The 16020-nt window shown below is 57.1% G+C and carries 13 protein-coding genes; 4 read left to right on the top strand and 9 right to left on the bottom strand.

Going from position 1 to position 16020, the window contains the following annotated elements; translation table 11 throughout:
• Positions 1 to 2: 2 nt before the first annotated feature.
• Positions 3 to 302, bottom strand: coding sequence for a hypothetical protein (locus L0U79_RS02600; RefSeq protein ID WP_233840333.1), 300 nt, complete (start codon positions 300 to 302; stop codon positions 3 to 5).
• A 516-nt stretch (positions 303 to 818) separates the two neighbouring features.
• Here L0U79_RS02600 and L0U79_RS02595 point away from each other — a divergent pair.
• Together L0U79_RS02595 and L0U79_RS02590 are read left to right on the top strand one after the other, a co-directional pair.
• Positions 819 to 3758 carry a GGDEF domain-containing phosphodiesterase gene (locus tag L0U79_RS02595; protein ID WP_233840332.1) on the top strand — a complete coding sequence of 980 codons (2940 nt, stop codon included), beginning with the start codon at positions 819 to 821 and terminating at the stop codon, positions 3756 to 3758.
• Between the two features lie 348 nt (positions 3759 to 4106).
• The gene (locus tag L0U79_RS02590; RefSeq protein ID WP_233840331.1) at positions 4107 to 5021 is read left to right on the top strand and encodes a helix-turn-helix domain-containing protein; all 915 of its coding nucleotides are present in this window, start codon (positions 4107 to 4109) and stop codon (positions 5019 to 5021) included.
• Between the two features lie 16 nt (positions 5022 to 5037).
• Here the strand turns inward: L0U79_RS02590 and L0U79_RS02585 are convergent, their stop codons facing one another.
• On the bottom strand, positions 5038 to 5178 hold the full coding sequence (locus tag L0U79_RS02585) for a hypothetical protein (RefSeq protein WP_233840330.1): 141 nt from the start codon (positions 5176 to 5178) through the stop codon (positions 5038 to 5040).
• Between the two features lie 50 nt (positions 5179 to 5228).
• Complete coding sequence (locus L0U79_RS02580) at positions 5229 to 5426, bottom strand: hypothetical protein (protein WP_233840329.1); 198 nt, start codon at positions 5424 to 5426, stop codon at positions 5229 to 5231.
• Between the two features lie 74 nt (positions 5427 to 5500).
• On the opposite strand from L0U79_RS02580, the gene L0U79_RS02575 reads away from it, so the two are divergent.
• The gene (locus L0U79_RS02575) at positions 5501 to 5773 is read left to right on the top strand and encodes a hypothetical protein (RefSeq protein ID WP_233840328.1); all 273 of its coding nucleotides are present in this window, start codon (positions 5501 to 5503) and stop codon (positions 5771 to 5773) included.
• A 13-nt stretch (positions 5774 to 5786) separates the two neighbouring features.
• Here the strand turns inward: L0U79_RS02575 and L0U79_RS02570 are convergent, their stop codons facing one another.
• A complete protein-coding gene (locus L0U79_RS02570) occupies positions 5787 to 6704 on the bottom strand; it encodes a LysR family transcriptional regulator (RefSeq protein ID WP_233840327.1) in 918 nt (305 codons plus the stop codon).
• 103 nt (positions 6705 to 6807) lie between these two features.
• Here L0U79_RS02570 and L0U79_RS02565 point away from each other — a divergent pair, with 103 nt between their 5' ends.
• Positions 6808 to 7557: an SDR family oxidoreductase gene (locus L0U79_RS02565; protein ID WP_233840326.1), complete on the top strand. Its 750-nt coding sequence runs from the start codon at positions 6808 to 6810 to the stop codon at positions 7555 to 7557.
• Positions 7558 to 8035: 478 nt separating this feature from the next.
• Here the strand turns inward: L0U79_RS02565 and L0U79_RS02560 are convergent, their stop codons facing one another.
• From L0U79_RS02560 to L0U79_RS02540, 5 genes are all read right to left on the bottom strand, one after another.
• A complete protein-coding gene (locus L0U79_RS02560) occupies positions 8036 to 9964 on the bottom strand; it encodes an RHS repeat-associated core domain-containing protein (protein ID WP_233840325.1) in 1929 nt (642 codons plus the stop codon).
• Positions 9965 to 10253: 289 nt separating this feature from the next.
• A complete protein-coding gene (locus L0U79_RS02555) occupies positions 10254 to 10607 on the bottom strand; it encodes a ribonuclease E inhibitor RraB (RefSeq protein WP_233840324.1) in 354 nt (117 codons plus the stop codon).
• A gap of 55 nt (positions 10608 to 10662) precedes the next feature.
• The gene (locus L0U79_RS02550) at positions 10663 to 10959 is read right to left on the bottom strand and encodes a hypothetical protein (protein ID WP_233840323.1); all 297 of its coding nucleotides are present in this window, start codon (positions 10957 to 10959) and stop codon (positions 10663 to 10665) included.
• Positions 10952 to 13141, bottom strand: coding sequence for an RHS repeat-associated core domain-containing protein (locus L0U79_RS02545; protein WP_233840322.1), 2190 nt, complete (start codon positions 13139 to 13141; stop codon positions 10952 to 10954). The genes L0U79_RS02550 and L0U79_RS02545 overlap by 8 nt, the downstream gene beginning before the upstream one ends.
• A 109-nt stretch (positions 13142 to 13250) precedes the next feature.
• On the bottom strand, positions 13251 to 14381 hold the full coding sequence (locus tag L0U79_RS02540; protein WP_233840321.1) for a hypothetical protein: 1131 nt from the start codon (positions 14379 to 14381) through the stop codon (positions 13251 to 13253).
• Positions 14382 to 16020 lie beyond the last annotated feature (1639 nt).

Raw genomic sequence — 16020 nt, 5'->3', positions numbered from 1 at the left:
AGTCAGTCGAGAAAACACTCCGCGATCGGCGCGCCTTCCATCACCAGACGAAAAGTCGGCGAGGCGAGTTGCGCGCCCAGCATATGCAACATCGCCAGAATCTGCGCGCCGGTCGCGCGCGGATGCAACAACAGAAAGCGATTGCTCTCCGACCCAGCATGGCGGCACGCGGCGGTGATGCAGACTTCGCCGTCGCCCGACGCCATCACCGGCGGAGCTGGATATTGCGGGTCCCACAGCTGGCGGCGCACCAATCCGTGCTGCGGCCCTCCGGCTATGAGACATTCAACAACCTGTTCCATTTTCGCGATCCTCAAAAGCTGTGACCTTTTCGGGTTCTGTGAACAGGTATGCATGCGGCGCGCCACGGTGATTTTCGAAATGTGCGGTGCGTCACGCTTTCCATGACACGCCTTCGCAGGGCTCCACAGGCGGCCGAATGCCGGGCATCGTCTGCGTCACGTCGTCGCCAAACATTGCAAAAACGGCCCGCGCCCAGCGGCGTGAAGAGCGATCAGCGACCGCGAGAACAACGTGGCATTTCACGGCGAGTACACGGCGCGTCATCTTGATCACGGCGAGTGACGCATTACGGCACACGATGTATGTCCGTATTCATGCCGGAACGCGCAAACATCGTCGTTCGATCATCAGGGCCTCGATTTCTTCGGCATTCGAGCGTTACTCTGCCAGCAAGCCCAACCTGGTCCACATCATTCATTCATCACATACGTTGACTTGATGCGCGCAACCATCCACCGCTGCCAGATTGGTCTACCCACGCGACCCTACGCTCGGGAGCCGCGCGGGCGATGCCTATGAACAATCCTCCCAAAGTCCCGTCACAGTCCGCCATTCTTGTGTTCGGCGGCTTGACCGCCCTATTGCTGCTGGTCGTATTGATGAACGGGCTGAGATCCAATCTCCGCTCGCAATTGGACGACAGCGCTCATCAGGTCAGCGACGTGGCGCGCAGCGTTTCGCGCGCGGTACGCATCCCGTTGCGCGGAAGCGCGAACTCGATAACCTTTGTGGCGGAAGAATCGAGCCGTCTTCAACGCACCGCGCCCGAGCAGAGCGACACGCTATTGAGGGGCCTCATTGCCGAGATCCTTCGTCGGCAACCGCAGATCGTAAGCATCGACTTCAAAGACTCGGCGGCGCCGAGCGACGCGTCGGCCACGCCGGTGTCAGCCGCCAGCGTATGGGTGACGTGCGATGCGCACCTTCCTCCTTCGAACGGCGCCCCATGCTTTGGCGCAGTCGCGCCAGCGCCAGGCGGCGCGGTGTTGTCGCTGGCGACGCCGCTCGAATCGCACGGATGGATCACGGGAAATGTACGGGTCGCGGAAGTCGCGCGTTCCGTGACGAACTTAGGCCACACGGAAGATGTCTTCTTCGACGTCGTCGATGCGCAGGGGAACGTGATCGCGCAAGGCGGCAGCCAAGATGCCGCCGCCACCGTAGTACATGCGCCGACCGAACCGTGGTGGATAAGCGCGCTATTCCGATTGCATGATCCGTTCGCGTTGCAGGCGGAGGTGGCGGTTGAACCCTACCCGTTCAAAGTCGTCGCCGGCATGGAGTACGACAAGGCGCTGGCGCCGTGGCGCCAAGAAGTTTTCACGGCTGGCGCCTTCTACGTGTTCTATTTGCTCGGGTTCGCGTGCCTGCTGGGCGTGATGTACCGCGCTACGACCATGCAGCGCTATTACATCAAAAGCCTGCGCGCCAAAACGCAGGATCTGCAAACCGCACAACGCGTCGGACGAACCGCGATCTGGACCCTGGACGCGAAGCGTTTCGAATGCACCGACGAAGCGGGCGAGATCTTCGGTTTGCCAGACGGCAAGAGCACTGCCAGCATGATGGAATTTCTGGCGCGGGTATGTCCGCCGGATCGACGACCGCTGGTGCAACATGTGAAGGCCGCCTGGGAAAACCGCGAGCCGCTGCATGCGGATTTTCGCATCGAGAAGCCCGACGGCACCGTACGGCGTCTATCGGCCGGTGGCCAGGTTGTGATCGACAAATCGGGCGCGACGCGCATGACCGGCACCGTGGTCGACGTGACGGAACAGTGGGAGGCTCGCCAACAGCAAGCCGAAAGCGAGCACCGTTTCCAATTGTTGTTCGAACATAACCCGCTTCCGTTCTGGGTGTTCGACATATCGACGTTGCGGTTTCTGGAAGTCAACGCGGCAGCCGTCAGAGCCTATGGCTATACGCGCGAAGAATTCCTGACCATGAGCATCTTGGATCTGCGCGATGCCAGCGACCACGCCAAAGTAATGGCGGACGTGCACGCATCACGCCACGCCAGCGACGCGCCCAAAGTCTGGGTGCACCGAACCCGGCAAGGCAAAACCATCGAAGTGCGTGTTCACAGCGTCGACATCGTGTTCAACGGCCGCAAGGGGCGCCTGGTGCTGGCCGAAGACATCACTGCGCATATGGCCGGCGAACGCGAACTGGCGTATCTCGCGTCGCACGATCTGGTGACCAAGCTCCCCAATCAGCACGCGCTGTTCGGTCGTATGGATGCACTGATTACCGAGGGCGCCCGATTCGACGTCGCCTACCTGCAGTTGCTGGGCATGGACGCCATTGCAGATACGTTCGGCATCCATGTCGCGACCGGCATCCTGCAGGGCGTGGCGACACGCTTGCTTCACCGTCTGGGCGACAACGAATTTCTGGCGTCGGTGACGCAAGAAGCGTTCGTATGGGTGGCGCCGATCGGGCGTCTGACATATGCGAGGCTGCAGGAAGAAATCGTCCATTGCTTCAACGAGCCGGTGTACTACGAGGACACTCAGCATCAGGTCGATGTCGTGATCGGCGTCGCCAGTCATCCGCGCGACGGCATCCAGAGCAGCGTGCTGGTCGGACGCGCCGCGCTCGCGGCGCATGCGCATCTTCGCAGCGATCAATCCATTCACTATTTCGAGCCGGCGCTGGCGCAGCAGTCCAAAGAGAAATTGCATTTCGCCGCGCACCTGCGTCGCGCCGTGCGCCGCCACGAATTCGAAATGCATTTCCAACCGATCACGAGTCTTCCCGACAAACGGTTGATCGCCCTGGAAGCGTTGATCCGTTGGCCGCAGGCGGACGGCACGTTGATTTCGCCGTCGACGTTTATCCCAGTCTGCGAAGAATCCGGCCTAATCGTGCCGCTGGGACAATGGGTGCTCAACCAGGTCGCCAAAGCCTGCCTCGAATTGAAAGAAGCGGGTTTCGAAAATCTGCCGATCGGCATGAACATTTCACCGGCCGAGTTGCGCAACAGCGATCTGGTCGCGAACCTTCGTGCGATTCGCAGCGCCTATTCGCTATCGGGCAACGCCATCAATATCGAGCTGACCGAAAGCTGCCTGATCGAGCATCGAGACAAAGCGGTAGCGATCATGCGGGAGTTGAGATCGGACGGCGTGGTCGTTGCGCTCGACGATTTCGGCACTGGATTTTCCAGCCTCTCCTATTTGCGCGATCTGCCGATCGATATCTTGAAGATCGATCAAGCGTTTATTCGCAACGTCGATTGGGACGCGCGGTCGGCGACGATTTGCGACGCCATCATCGCGCTCGGCAAAAGTCTCAAGGTTCGCGTGATCGCCGAAGGCATCGAGCGATCCTCGCAATATCGCTGGCTCCATCAACACGGCTGCGATGGCGCGCAAGGTTTTTATCTGGGCAAGCCGCAACGGCTGCCAGAACTGTTGGCGCAATGGTCGTCGCTGGATACGCGTTCGCAATGATCCGCTCGCCCGATGTTCGCGTCGGTTCGTTCTTATCGTGCCTTATGAACGCATAGCGAGCGACGTCAACAAGTGGACGTAGAGTTGCCATCGCGCTCGCGCTGAAGCGACGTTTCGTCTCGTTACGTACGACGTTTCGTCTCAAGAAACGTCACCACATCCCACGCTCGATACACCTGCTATCGACGTTAGGCCTCTGATACTTGGTTTACGTTGACAGCGGCGATGAGAACGCCCGCTGGCACGCTTTGTGCCATTTCTGGAGCTTCAGCAAGAGAGGCACGGATGGAGAAGGCTAGGCAGAGGTTTCCCGATGCAGTGTTCGCTACGTCCCTGATCCAACCCGGGATGCGGACCACCGCCTACCGCCGCTGGCTTCGTCCTTTCGCATTGATCGAACCGCGTAACGACGAACCCGTAGATGCTTCGGTCATCACTTATCGTCTCGGCCAGATGACGGTGGCGCAATCGACTTCAGGCGTGGCGCACTACGTGCGCGACGAGCACATCATTGCGCGCAGCCGATTCAACGACTGTCTGTTCTTGCGCCTGTTGGTGCAGGGCAAAGTACGCGCGCGATTCGGCGACGGCGAAGTGGAAATCAACACCGGCGATATCTATCTCACCGACCTGTCGCAAGCATCGGAGCTGTGGGTGATGGAAGACAGCCAGCACATCAATGTGATGCTGCCGCGCTCCGACGTCGACGACATGCTGGTACACGGACGTGTGTTGCATGCCGAATGGCTGCCCTGCCGCATGTTGCGTGAGCACTTGCTCAACTTCATCGACATTTTGCGTCATTGCAACGCCAACAACGTCAAGGAAATGATCAACGCTACGTTGGAGTTGCTGCGCTTTTGCCTGCGCACGGACGACCTACGCGGCAACGAACGCGGTTCCTTCAGCGATGCTCGGGAACGCATCGTGCAGTACATCGATCAACATTTGACCGAGCGAACGCTGGGCGCGGCGCAATTGCAGAAAGCGTTCGGTATTTCGCGCGCGCAACTTTATCGGCAGTTTGCGGAACTGGGCGGCATCAAGCACTACATCCGCAACAAGCGCTTGCAGTCGGTGCTGCACGACTTGTGCAACGAGCGGCAACGCAGCATCACCGACATTCTCGAACTTTACGGCTTTTCCAACGAACGCCAGTTTCAGCGCGCGTTTCGCGCCCGTTTCGGCATGACCGCCAGCCAGGTGCGCGCCGGTTGGAAATCCCAGTCTGTCACCAAACCGTTCGACGACGAAGACGAATAGAGCGGCTATCGCAGCGCTACATCAAAGAACGGATAAAGTTGATAAACGACGTTTCCTGAAAGCGCTCGGCAATCAGCAGCACCACGCCGATAGCGGCCAGCACAAACAAAATGGCCTTGCCAACCCAACTCACTATTTTCCCTACAGTGATCTTCATGTTCGATGCCGTTTGATGGGTGGGCGGCGAGCTGCGAGGAAATCGGTACTTCATGATCGTTTGGCGGCGCTTAGAGTAGCCGGTTTGCAGCAGGCCCGCTCAAACAGAAAGCGGGCGATGGGGCGCACCGGCAGTGAAATATGCCATTGCGCCTTGATCAAATCATCACGTCGGGAATTCAATGGGTTACCGCGACCCGAGCGCGTTTTCAAAGTCGAAGCGGAAAAATGCCGCGCAAATTCACCCATGCGCTCCCCCGTTTCGGCGCTAGCCAGCTTCGCGCGACTATCCTGTAAAACCGGATAAGACTTGAGATGCCGCCATGTCCGAGCATACGAAGACTCCGTTCGAACACGTTAACGACGTTCTCGCGCAACTCAAAGAAATGCGCCACTACGCGAAGAACAACGTCGAAGCCCTGACCGCGCAGTGGCTGCTTTTCGACGGCGAGTTGAAGAAACTCAAGCAAAGCGGGCCGATCGAAACCCTGATGACGCGCCAAAGCGAATTGCACGATGCGTTGAACGAGCAGATCGCCACGCTGGAAGAATTAGTGGTGACGTTGCAGCCGCCGCCGGAAGAAGCGGCGACGTAGGGTTCGAAGCGCGTCAGAGCGACACATCGATACCTTGCACCAACCGCTGCGCCAGCCGCGGTTGCTGCAGTTGCGACAACCACCATTCCATCGCACGCCCAACGCCGTCGCTACGCCATGCGACATAGAGCACATTGGGTTCGCGTGCATCGGCGACACGCTTTTCCATCAGCTCGCCACGCTTAAGCAACGACTGGATGCGCTTGCGGGGAAGCCAGCCGACGCCAAGGCCATCGCGTTGCAGAAGTATTTTCGCGCGCATGCTGGGTGCGGCCAGCGTTTGCTGGCCTGCAAGCCATCCGTATCCGCGGCGATCGATAGTGCGCGATGAATCGGCGACTACCACCGCGCGATAAGGCAACAATTGTTCTTGTTGCAGCGGCTCGCGAACTTTCGCCAGCGGATGGCGCGGCGACACCGCAAACACCCATTCCATCACACCCAATTCGTGCCAGCGTAATTTGGGAATCGCCGGTGGCTCGTTAGTCGCGCCGACGACGATATCGGCGCGCCCATCGCGCAAGGCTTCCCACGTGCCATTCAACACTTCATGTGTGATGCGCAACGACACACCTGATTGCAACGCATCGAAGGCGCGTATCACTGGTACGAACGTTTCGAATTCCAGAATTTCATCCGTCACGATCCAAAGCCGTTCCTCCCAACCACCAGCCACTTGTTTGACGCGATGGGTAAGTCGCGACACATCCTGCGCCAGCCGCTGGGCTTCCTGCGCCAGAAGCTGGCCGGCCGGGGTGAGTTGCAAGCGGTAGCGCCGACGATCGAACAGCAGCGCATCGAAGCGCGTTTCCAACTGCCGCGCCGCGTGCGAAACGGTCGAAGGCGCTTTGCCCAGCGCGGCGGCCGCGCGGGTCAGGCTTCCCGTGTCGTGAATGGCTTGAATCAAGGCCAATTCGTCGTCGGACAACATGTTCGATACCTTCGAACGAGTACGTCGAAATCATGGTACGGCAAATGGCGAGCGGGCGCGCAGCATACGTCCATCCCAACCACTTCCTTCACGGAGACACACCATGAACCGCTTCAACGAAAAAACCGTACTGGTCACTGGCGGCAACAGCGGCATCGGCCTCGCAGCCGCTAAGGCTTATGCCGCCGAAGGCGCGCGCGTCGTCATCACCGGACGCGATGCCGCCACGCTGGAACAAGCCAGCCGCGAGATTGGCAATGGCGCAATCGCGCTGCGCAGCGATGCCGCATCGCTAAAAGACGCCAAGCAGTTGACTCAAACGCTAAAAGAACAAGGCATCCGTCTCGACGCCGTCTTTATCAACGCCGGCATCGCCAAGTTCGCCGCCTTCGCCGATATGGACGAAGCGCTGTGGGACCAGACGTTCGATATCAACGTCAAAGGCGCGTATTTCCAGATCCAGGCGCTGTTGCCAATCCTCAACAAAGGCGCAGCCATCGTGATCAACGGCTCCATCAATGCGCACATCGGCATGCCGGGTTCCAGCCTTTACGCAGCAAGCAAAGCGGCAGTGATTTCGTTTGCCAAGACGCTCTCGGCCGAGTTGTTGCCGCAAGGCATTCGCGTCAACGTGGTAAGCCCCGGCCCGATCATCACACCGCTTCACAGCAAGCTGGGTTTCGACGCCGCGACGCTTGATGCCACCGCGAAACAGATTCAGGCGCAGATTCCGCTCGGTCGTTTTGGCACCGCCGAAGAGTTGGCAAGCACGGTGTTGCATCTGACTGCGCCGGAATCAGCGTTCATCGTCGGCACCGAAGTGATTGTCGATGGCGGGATGAGTCAGCTTTAAAGCGAAGGTGCTGTCAGTGTTGCCTTACCTTGTCGCGCTGATCAATCGCTTAATTCGAAAGGGAAAATATTCCAAAGAGTGTTCCAACCTATCAATCTGCGACAAAGTTAGGTGGGTTTGTTCGCTCTGCGACAAGGACAGATAGCAAGAAAGTATATGTGCTGGCAGCTCATTGACCGGAAGCTTGTTTATGCAAAATCCCTAGCGACATCACGAAAGAATTGTTCAATCTCTCCCGCAGATTACTTAACGACCGAGTCGTACCAGGAGCATAACTCTCGGAATGTTTCCGCTAGCGCACAGGCCTCTTCTTTAAGCTCCTCACTTCCGCTTGCTGAAAGCTTGTGAACTCGGTCGGCCATTTCCGCGAGGTTTTTGAGCGAGTCTCCTTGTAAAAGTAAGCCCGGATATCGCCTTTGAGGGAGGCGCAATATCGCGCCATTTCCTTGATCTGAAAGAAGTTCCACTTCAATTTTGTTCATTGCTTCGTCTCTGGGGTAAATTGAACATACGGTGCGCCTGAGTTCACCTGCCCATTGAACACATCTAGGTTGGGCCTAACTCCTTCGCTGAGATTACCCGCACCAGGTAGCGACCGAGAGACGCTATTTCTAGTTGGTGCATTGGCATCAACTACATAGTCCCAGTCTGAATTTGGACCAGCCGTGCCTGTAGCACGACTACCAACTAAATTTATCGGCCTTCCAATACGATTTGCAGCGTTTTGGATGCGTGCAATTTCTCCAGGCGTTAAAAAGTCCGGAGATCCTCCGTTACCGCCGATCGGCCCAACTCGAGCTGTCGAAGGGGGTGTAGCCGGACATTGTCCAAGTTCTCCATATTCAGAGGCGGGCCTTGGAGCAAGAAAAGGAGTTGTATCGCGAGCACGCGCAGCCTCTTCCCTCTCTCGCTCTAGGCGTTCAACTTCTGCATTCGTTTCTGGCGTGTTTAGTGCTTCCGCTTCCTTGGGGTCGATTTCGCCTGTTCGCTGCAAACCAAGCGGATCGACATAACCTATCGGGTTATCTCCAACATATACATAGAGGCCGATGCCACCGGCTTGCCCCATCGGGTCGGCCTGATCAAAGCCACCTTTCGCTGCATCGAAGTAACGGGGGCCATTTGCATATAGTCCTGTTTCAACGTCGTAGTACTGACCCGCGAAACGCAGGTTGTACGTATACCCATTGCTGGCCGGTGACTGTTCCCCCCACGCATTACCTTGATACGCCCAGCTCCATTCCGTGTTGCCGTTGTTGTCGCTGATTGCGCGCGGTGTCCCAAGTTGATCCGCCGTGACATACGCGATCGAGCTGGTCGTCCCTTGCGTGTCCAGGTTCGCGACGGGGATGCCGTCGAGATACACGTACTCTCGGTTGGTGGCGCCGTATTCGCTGAGCAGCTGACTGCTTGGCCCGTAGTTGTAACGCTCAGTGTTGCCATTGGCTGTTTTGGCAACGCGCTCGCCCTCGGCGTTGTACGTGTAGTTAGCGACGGTGCTCTGGTTGAGCTGCGCGAGTGTCATGCGATTGCGCGCGTTGTACCCAAAGCCGTACGTGCTGCCCGCTTGCGAGATCGCCGTCGTGTTGCCATCGGCATCGACCGTGCGTGCGGCATTGCCTGTCGCCACCAGCTGATGCGTGTTCGGGTTGTAGCTGTAGGTGCCCGTGGCCAGACCGCTGCCAGTTTTGGTGAGTCGATCACCGGTGGGGTTATAGGTGACATTCTCCAGCGTGCTGCCGTCGGCTTCGGTGATTTGGGTCAACCGATACAGCGGATCGTAGCTGTAGGTTTCGGTGGCCGGATTGGCGCCGGCGCTGTTGCCGATGGCGGTGATATCGCCCATCGCATCGCGGGCCATGTGCAGCGTGAAGGCCGGACTGACCAGATCGGTGAGGTTATAGTTGGCGTCGTAAGTGCGGGTGATCGCTTGCCCGTTGCCTAAGGTGTAACCGCTGACCGGTCCGAACGGTTGATACGACACGTTGCTCACCAGGGTGCTGGTGCCGCTGGCGGTGGTGGCGGTGACGCCGCTGATACGACCGTCGGTGTCGTAGCTATAGGTCACCTGATCCCCACTGGGATGGGTGATGCTGAGGATCTTGCCGCCGGGACTGCGGGTGTAGGTGGTGACGTCGGTGGTGCCGTTGATCGTTTGGCTGACCTGGGTGACGTAGCCTTGGGCGTTGTAGCAGAACGCGGTGGTGACGGTGTTCTCGACGATGTGGGTCAAGTGACCGATCGGATAGGACGTGCTGCAACCTGTCGCGGTGTTGGGTTCGTCGTAGGTGTAGGTGATGTTTTGGGTGCTGTCGGTGTAGCTGGCACTTAGACGACGGTTTTGCGCGTCGTAGGGCGACGTGCTGGGCCAGCCAAGATCGGCAGGCCCAGAAGAGCTAAATTCCACGAGGAAAGTGCACTCTGACCCCTGTTTCCTCCCTGTTTCTGGACCCCTGTTTCTGACAAGGTTATATAACAGGAAAGTGCGAGGCCCCCCCGAGAGTTATGCGCTGCCAGCGAAGATCGACAAGCACAGAACTGCAAATCGCGAGACACGGAACTACTGAATATGGGTCTGCATGAAGGCTTTCATCGCCCTTACCCCTCGGCAAGGTACGCGGCGGCCTTTTTTTAAAATGTCGCGCTCCTCTTCCACGCGACACAGCTCAGCGCGAATGGGCTCAATTTCACGGGGCTTACTGTGTTTTGCCAGGACGATTTACTGGACAACCCCATCCATCGTATTCAACATCAAACAGAATCCCCAGGCAGACCATAAAAGCAGAAATTGAAAGTATGACGGGTTGATTTATAGACATGTTTATTTTTACCAATACACGAAAATCAACGTCCGACGAATCGAGCCGTGCCACACCATAGTGATTGTTGTTAATGAACTGCTGAAATTCTTCCGCTTTTTTCAGGTTTTTTGCAAGAAAAACAAAGTCCACATCTCTTGCAATAGAAAAGTCATCACCATGGCTATTCAATGCATCGAGAACACTTGCATCTGCCTTGGCTCCTGACATCAAGCTTTCAACAATGGACATCAACTACTCCAAACTGCTCATCTTGTCGATTCAAAACCACGATCTGCTACATACGTTAGTAGTCGATGCCGATAATCGAATCAATTTCATCAATCACATCACTTTTAGCATCTAGAAAAACCAACATCCACTGCACACCGATTCCTTGGAGGCGGTTCGTCACCTCGTTGTAGATTAAAGTGCGCAACACCTTGTCAGATACCGGAATAACCGTCTCTGGCGCCCGAAATAATAGAAATTTGCCCCCATCCTGAATTTCATAATCTGCAGCAGCACTTATTCCTCCAAGCGTTGAGGAAATCCACTTAGCAACTGCTTGGGCTTTATCGTCAAGGTTAGAAGTGTTAGTCATAACTACTTACCGGCCATGCTGGAGCGGGGCTATTTGCCATCTGATAAGCCTTGGGAGGCACTGTGCATCCTTTCGCTTCGGCTCTCGCAATCATCGCCTGCAGGCCCTTTCGGAGACCCTCATATCGATCGACGTGTCCTACCCACGTTCCCCAATATGCCGCATCTCCGGGCAGTTTTGTGTTGAAAGCTTTGCGATACAAGTCGTGTTCGTCTATGAGCATGTCGTCATATACCTCTTCCATTAGTGCTACATGGGCATTGATTTGAGCTATTAGTGCGGCGCAGTCGTCTGACGGGCACTGCTTGGAATCACCGGAAAGCCCGGCTGCCGCCGCACCTAGAGCCGCTCCACCTAACGCAGCAGCACCATTTGAACCGGCTGAAGAGGAGGCTTGTCCACCGCTCACTGCTTCTGCGCACGCTTCCGCACCATACCGAGCACAATAGGCGTCGACAGTCGTTTGCCCAGTTTCCTGTAAGCCCAATGAATCCACGTGATCCAATGAATTACCACCCACATAGGCATAGGTACTAGAACCTGCGCGAAGGCCCATTGGGTCGCTCTCGATATACCTTCCGGTGCCCGAGTCGTAGTCACGATTGACGTTGTAATTGAGTCCCGTTTCGGCATCTGCGTATTGCCCGGGGAATCGTGGGTTGTAGGTGTACCCATTGCTCGTCGGTGACTGTTCACCCCACGCATTGCCTTGATACGCCCAACTCCATTCCGTGTTGCCGTTGTTATCGGCAATCGCTCTTGGCGTTCCAAGTTGGTCAGCGGTGACATACGCAATCGAGCTCGTCGTGCCTTGAGTGTCCAAGTTCGCGACTGGGATGTCATCGAGATACACATACTCTCGGTTGGTGGCGCCGTATTCGCTCAGTAGCTGACTGCTTGGCCCGTAGTTGTAACGCTCAGTGTTGCCATTGGCTGTTTTGGCAACGCGCTCGCCCTCGGCGTTGTACGTGTAGTTAGCGACGGTGCTCTGGTTGAGCTGCGCGAGTGTCATCCGATTGCGCGCGTTATACCCAAAGCCGTACGTGCTGCCCGCTTGAGCTATCGCTGTGGTGTTGCCATCGGCATCGACCGTGCGTGCGGCATTGCCGGTCGCCACGAGCTGATGCGTGTTCGGGTTGTAGCTGTAGGCGCCCGTGGCCAGACCACTGCCAGTTTTGGTGAGTCGATCACCGGTGGGGTTATAGGTGACATTCTCCAGCGTGCTGCCATCGGCTTCGGTGATTTGGGTTAGTCGATACAGCGGATCGTAGCTGTAGGTTTCGGTCGCCGGATTGGCACCGGTGTTGTTGCCGATGGCGGTGATATCGCCCATCGCATCGCGGGCCACGTGCAGTGTGAAGGCCGGGCTGACCAGGTCGGTGAGACGGTAGTTGGCGTCGTAGGTGCGGGTGATGGCTTGGCCGTTACCTAAGGTGTAACCGCTGATGGGGCCGAACGGCTGATAGGACACGTTGCTCACCAGTGTGCTGGTGCCGCTGGCGGTGGTGGCGGTGACGCCGCTGATACGACCGTCGGTGTCGTAGCTATAGGTCACCTGATCCCCACTGGGATGGGTGATGCTGAGGATCTTGCCGCCGGGACTGCGGGTGTAGGTGGTGACGTCGGTGGTGCCGTTGATCGTTTGGCTGACCTGGGTGACGTAGCCTTGGGCGTTGTAGCAGAACGCGGTGGTGACGGTGTTCTCGACGATGTGGGTCAAGTGACCGATCGGATAGGACGTGCTGCAACCTGTCGCGGTGTTGGGTTCGTCGTAGGTGTAGGTGATGTTTTGGGTGCTGTCGGTGTAGCTGGCACTTAGACGACGGTTTTGCGCGTCGTAGGTGTAGGTGACGGTGTTTTGGTTGGCGTCGGTGCCGGTGAGGACGTTGCCGGCGGCGTCAAAGGTGCGGGCGGTGACGCCGGTGTCGGGGCTGGTGAGGGTGATGGGATCGGACAGGCCGTCGTATTGATAGGTGGTGTTGAGGCCACTGGGGTCGGTCACTTGGGTGAGGCGATCCAACGCATCGTAGGTGTACGTCGTCTTCGTATTGGCCGTTTGCGCCATCACCGGCGAAACACAGGCAGCCATCGCTGCCGTCACGGCCAACGTCGTCAACAGGCTCATGCGGCTTCGATGCACCGATGTCATCACCGAATCGCGCGGATCTCTCTCACCCTTCATAGACACCACTCCTTGTTCTGCCCCTGTTCCCGGTTCTGTCGATGTGTTTGCGTGCGACGGGACCGAATCGATCATCAATGGTTGTGCGTGATCCATGGCCGCGTCCCTGTCAGTTCGTGCCGTTGTAGTTATCGAGCGTCTGCACCAGGCGATTGAGGGCGTCGTAGCCCTGCTGGCGTTGGATGCCTAAGCCGTCCGTGCTTTGCACGAGATTGCCGTTCGCGTCGTAGCTGCCGCTTGCGCTGGCGTTGAACACCGTGTGGTTCAAGCCATCCACCACTTGGGTCAACTGACCTAAGGTGTTGAAGGTGCGGCTTAAGCTCTTATGCAACGTGCCGGTGGTGTCGTAGACCTGTTCGGCGGTTTTATCGCCGGCGGCATCGAGCGTGTATTGCACGGTGTTGCCTTGCGCATCGGTGATCTTGGTCAGACGGTGCGCGGGGTCGTAGCCGTAGGTGGTCACCACACCATCGGCATCGGTCACCGAGGACACCGCACCATACGGCGTGTAGCCCAGAACGGTCTGGGCGCCACCCACGGTACGCGTAGATAACCAACCACGCGGCGTGTACGTGAGATCGGTGTTGATGCCGTTGGCATCGGTCAGGCGTGTGACGCGACCGTCGGCGTCATAGGAAGCAATCGTGGTGACGTGACCGGCGGGATCGGTGACGGTGTGCAGGTCACCGGCTTGATAACACGCCGCACCGGGCGTGCCGCAGCTCGTTGCGCTGCTGGCCATGTAATAGCTGTAGGTCGTCGTTTGCGTGGTATCGGTACGCGGACCGGTGGACGTCAGCAACAAGCCGACGATGGGGCATTGAACACCGTCCACGGTTGTGCAGTAGGTGTAGGTCCAACGACGCACGCCCGCGGGCACCGTACCCGAACTACTGCAGCTGTAACCGGTCGCAGCGCTATTCGTGGGATCGATCTCGCAGCGAGCCAGCGTTTGACCCGCGCTGTTGTAGACCCACTGCGTGTTGCTGACCGTATTACCTGAAGCATCCAAGACCACACGCGTCAGCGGAACGCGTAGCGTCGTGTTCCAGGTGAAGTTGGTCGTGCGCTGGCTAGTCGAACCGGAGGCATCGATTTGTTGATCGAGCAAACCGTTCACGTCATACGTGGTCTTGGTGACGTTGCCGTTGAAGTCCGTGGCCACCGCCGGATAGCCGTTGGCATCCAATGTCTGCGATTGATACTGCTGGTCGCAATGCACGCCACAACGAGCGCTCATACTGCTAAGTACCGGAGTACCCTGCGGCGCGATGAAGGTAGCGGTCGCCTGCTGACCAAGCGAATAGGTCACCGTGACAGCCGTACCACTACTCGCATAGCTCACCGTATTAGGGTCAGCCCCATTTCCTTGCACACTCGAAGTCGCGCGCCCATCGGCTTGATAGGTATAGCTGGCGTACCGGGCACCGCTTTCGTCAATAATTCCGGTTAGCTTTCCTTGACCATTACCCGCGTGACTATATGCCGATTCGTCGTAGTTATATTGAAGAGCGGAGTTGTCAGGATACGTCACTCTGCTTAACGCGTCGTTCGCGCTGTAACCATATGCAATGGTTGATCCGTCTGGCAGGGCAATCGAAGTTACACGGCTTAGGCTGTCATAGTTGTAAGTCAGCTTACGTCCGTTAGCATCTGTAACGGTCCATAACACACCTGCTGGCAACGTGACTCCTTGAGGGGAGAGTTGTGAGCCGTTGGTATAGGTGAGCGTTGCAAGCACATGGCTGCCGTCGCTGATTGAAATTAGCTGTCCCTCAGGCGAATACGCTTCGTATTGCCTCGTCTCCGCCACAAACAAACGCCAGGACGCGATGGAACCGTTTGCGTTGTCGCTCTCGGTCAAAACATCATCGACGTCGCTATCTCCGACCCACGCTCCGTTTATCTTGTTGAAGATGAACTCGCGCCCATCGGGTCTTGCGACATCTACGGACGTTGGCGGAGCAATGCCCGCACCACCATAAGTGCTAGTCGGCGCAAAGATGATGCTCCGATCGTAGCTACTGAGCCAACCTTGGCCAAAATTGGATGCTCGGGCATTGGGGTCGCTGTTGTAATACCGCACCAACGTCAACGCACCCGACGCGAAATCTGTCTCCGAATCATAAAGTTCACCGGTCGCAAGATTGATCGGTTCCTTCGTGAGTACTGAATTTGCAGTGTGAGTGCAGCCACATCCGAGACCCTTGCCAGGGTTGTAAAACACACACGACGCACCGGCAGGCTTGGATGCGTCACTGCACATGTACGTGATGGGATATACGAGATCTAGAACGTTATAATTTGAGTAGCCTGCATTTTGCGCCCAGTTGGGCACAAAATAGTATGTACTGACCAAACTAATTTGCTTATAGAGATCTGTGTAAGGAAAGTCAGGGCAAGCTTGGGAAACGAGTATGTATCCAGAGTCAGGATGCGGAGGCGGCATGTTCCAATACTGAACTGCCCATGGCTTATCCGCATTGCAGGCAGCGATGGCAGCCGAACGACTGGGATACGTTGTTGACGGATAGGGTGGCTGGCCCTGAGCTTTCGCAACCGTGACGCACGCGATGAAAAAAATTGTCGCGCTTGCAATTAGAGAGGCACCTCTAACGAAACCGAGCAAACACCGTTTTATATCGTGAGTTCGGCGAAACCGTGTTCTTGCGGTGCTGGTTGAACGATTTACAAATTTCGTCCGCTTGAGTTGTCCCAAAGCTGATGACCAGCCGTCTGCTACCGACAAAACGATGTCGCGATTGCGGTCCATGCGTTGACCCCTTTCCCTGTAAATGCGCCAGCTCAGCTGTGAAGCTTTGGCGGGTGCAGAAAATCGATAATCCCTACGCCAATGTGCGAGCAATACATCGATGACG

Origin of the sequence: Dyella sp. 2HG41-7 (assembly GCF_021390675.1) — a bacterium.
GTDB lineage: Bacteria > Pseudomonadota > Gammaproteobacteria > Xanthomonadales > Rhodanobacteraceae > Dyella_B.
This window is presented reverse-complemented; position numbering and strand designations above follow the sequence as displayed.

Bases quoted from the DNA above. Each gene is read 5' to 3' on its own strand.
- L0U79_RS02565 (WP_233840326.1), top strand. From the start codon at position 6,808: ATGAACCGCTTCAACGAAAAAACCGTACTGGTCACTGGCGGCAACAGC.
- L0U79_RS02540 (WP_233840321.1), bottom strand. From the start codon at position 14,381: ATGAGCGCTCGTTGTGGCGTGCATTGCGACCAGCAGTATCAATCGCAG.
- L0U79_RS02585 (WP_233840330.1), bottom strand. From the start codon at position 5,178: ATGAAGATCACTGTAGGGAAAATAGTGAGTTGGGTTGGCAAGGCCATT.
- L0U79_RS02555 (WP_233840324.1), bottom strand. From the start codon at position 10,607: ATGTCCATTGTTGAAAGCTTGATGTCAGGAGCCAAGGCAGATGCAAGT.
- L0U79_RS02590 (WP_233840331.1), top strand. From the start codon at position 4,107: ATGCGGACCACCGCCTACCGCCGCTGGCTTCGTCCTTTCGCATTGATC.
- L0U79_RS02575 (WP_233840328.1), top strand. From the start codon at position 5,501: ATGTCCGAGCATACGAAGACTCCGTTCGAACACGTTAACGACGTTCTC.
- L0U79_RS02595 (WP_233840332.1), top strand. From the start codon at position 819: ATGAACAATCCTCCCAAAGTCCCGTCACAGTCCGCCATTCTTGTGTTC.
- L0U79_RS02545 (WP_233840322.1), bottom strand. From the start codon at position 13,141: ATGAAGGGTGAGAGAGATCCGCGCGATTCGGTGATGACATCGGTGCAT.
- L0U79_RS02570 (WP_233840327.1), bottom strand. From the start codon at position 6,704: ATGTTGTCCGACGACGAATTGGCCTTGATTCAAGCCATTCACGACACG.
- L0U79_RS02550 (WP_233840323.1), bottom strand. From the start codon at position 10,959: ATGACTAACACTTCTAACCTTGACGATAAAGCCCAAGCAGTTGCTAAG.
- L0U79_RS02580 (WP_233840329.1), bottom strand. From the start codon at position 5,426: ATGGGTGAATTTGCGCGGCATTTTTCCGCTTCGACTTTGAAAACGCGC.
- L0U79_RS02600 (WP_233840333.1), bottom strand. From the start codon at position 302: ATGGAACAGGTTGTTGAATGTCTCATAGCCGGAGGGCCGCAGCACGGA.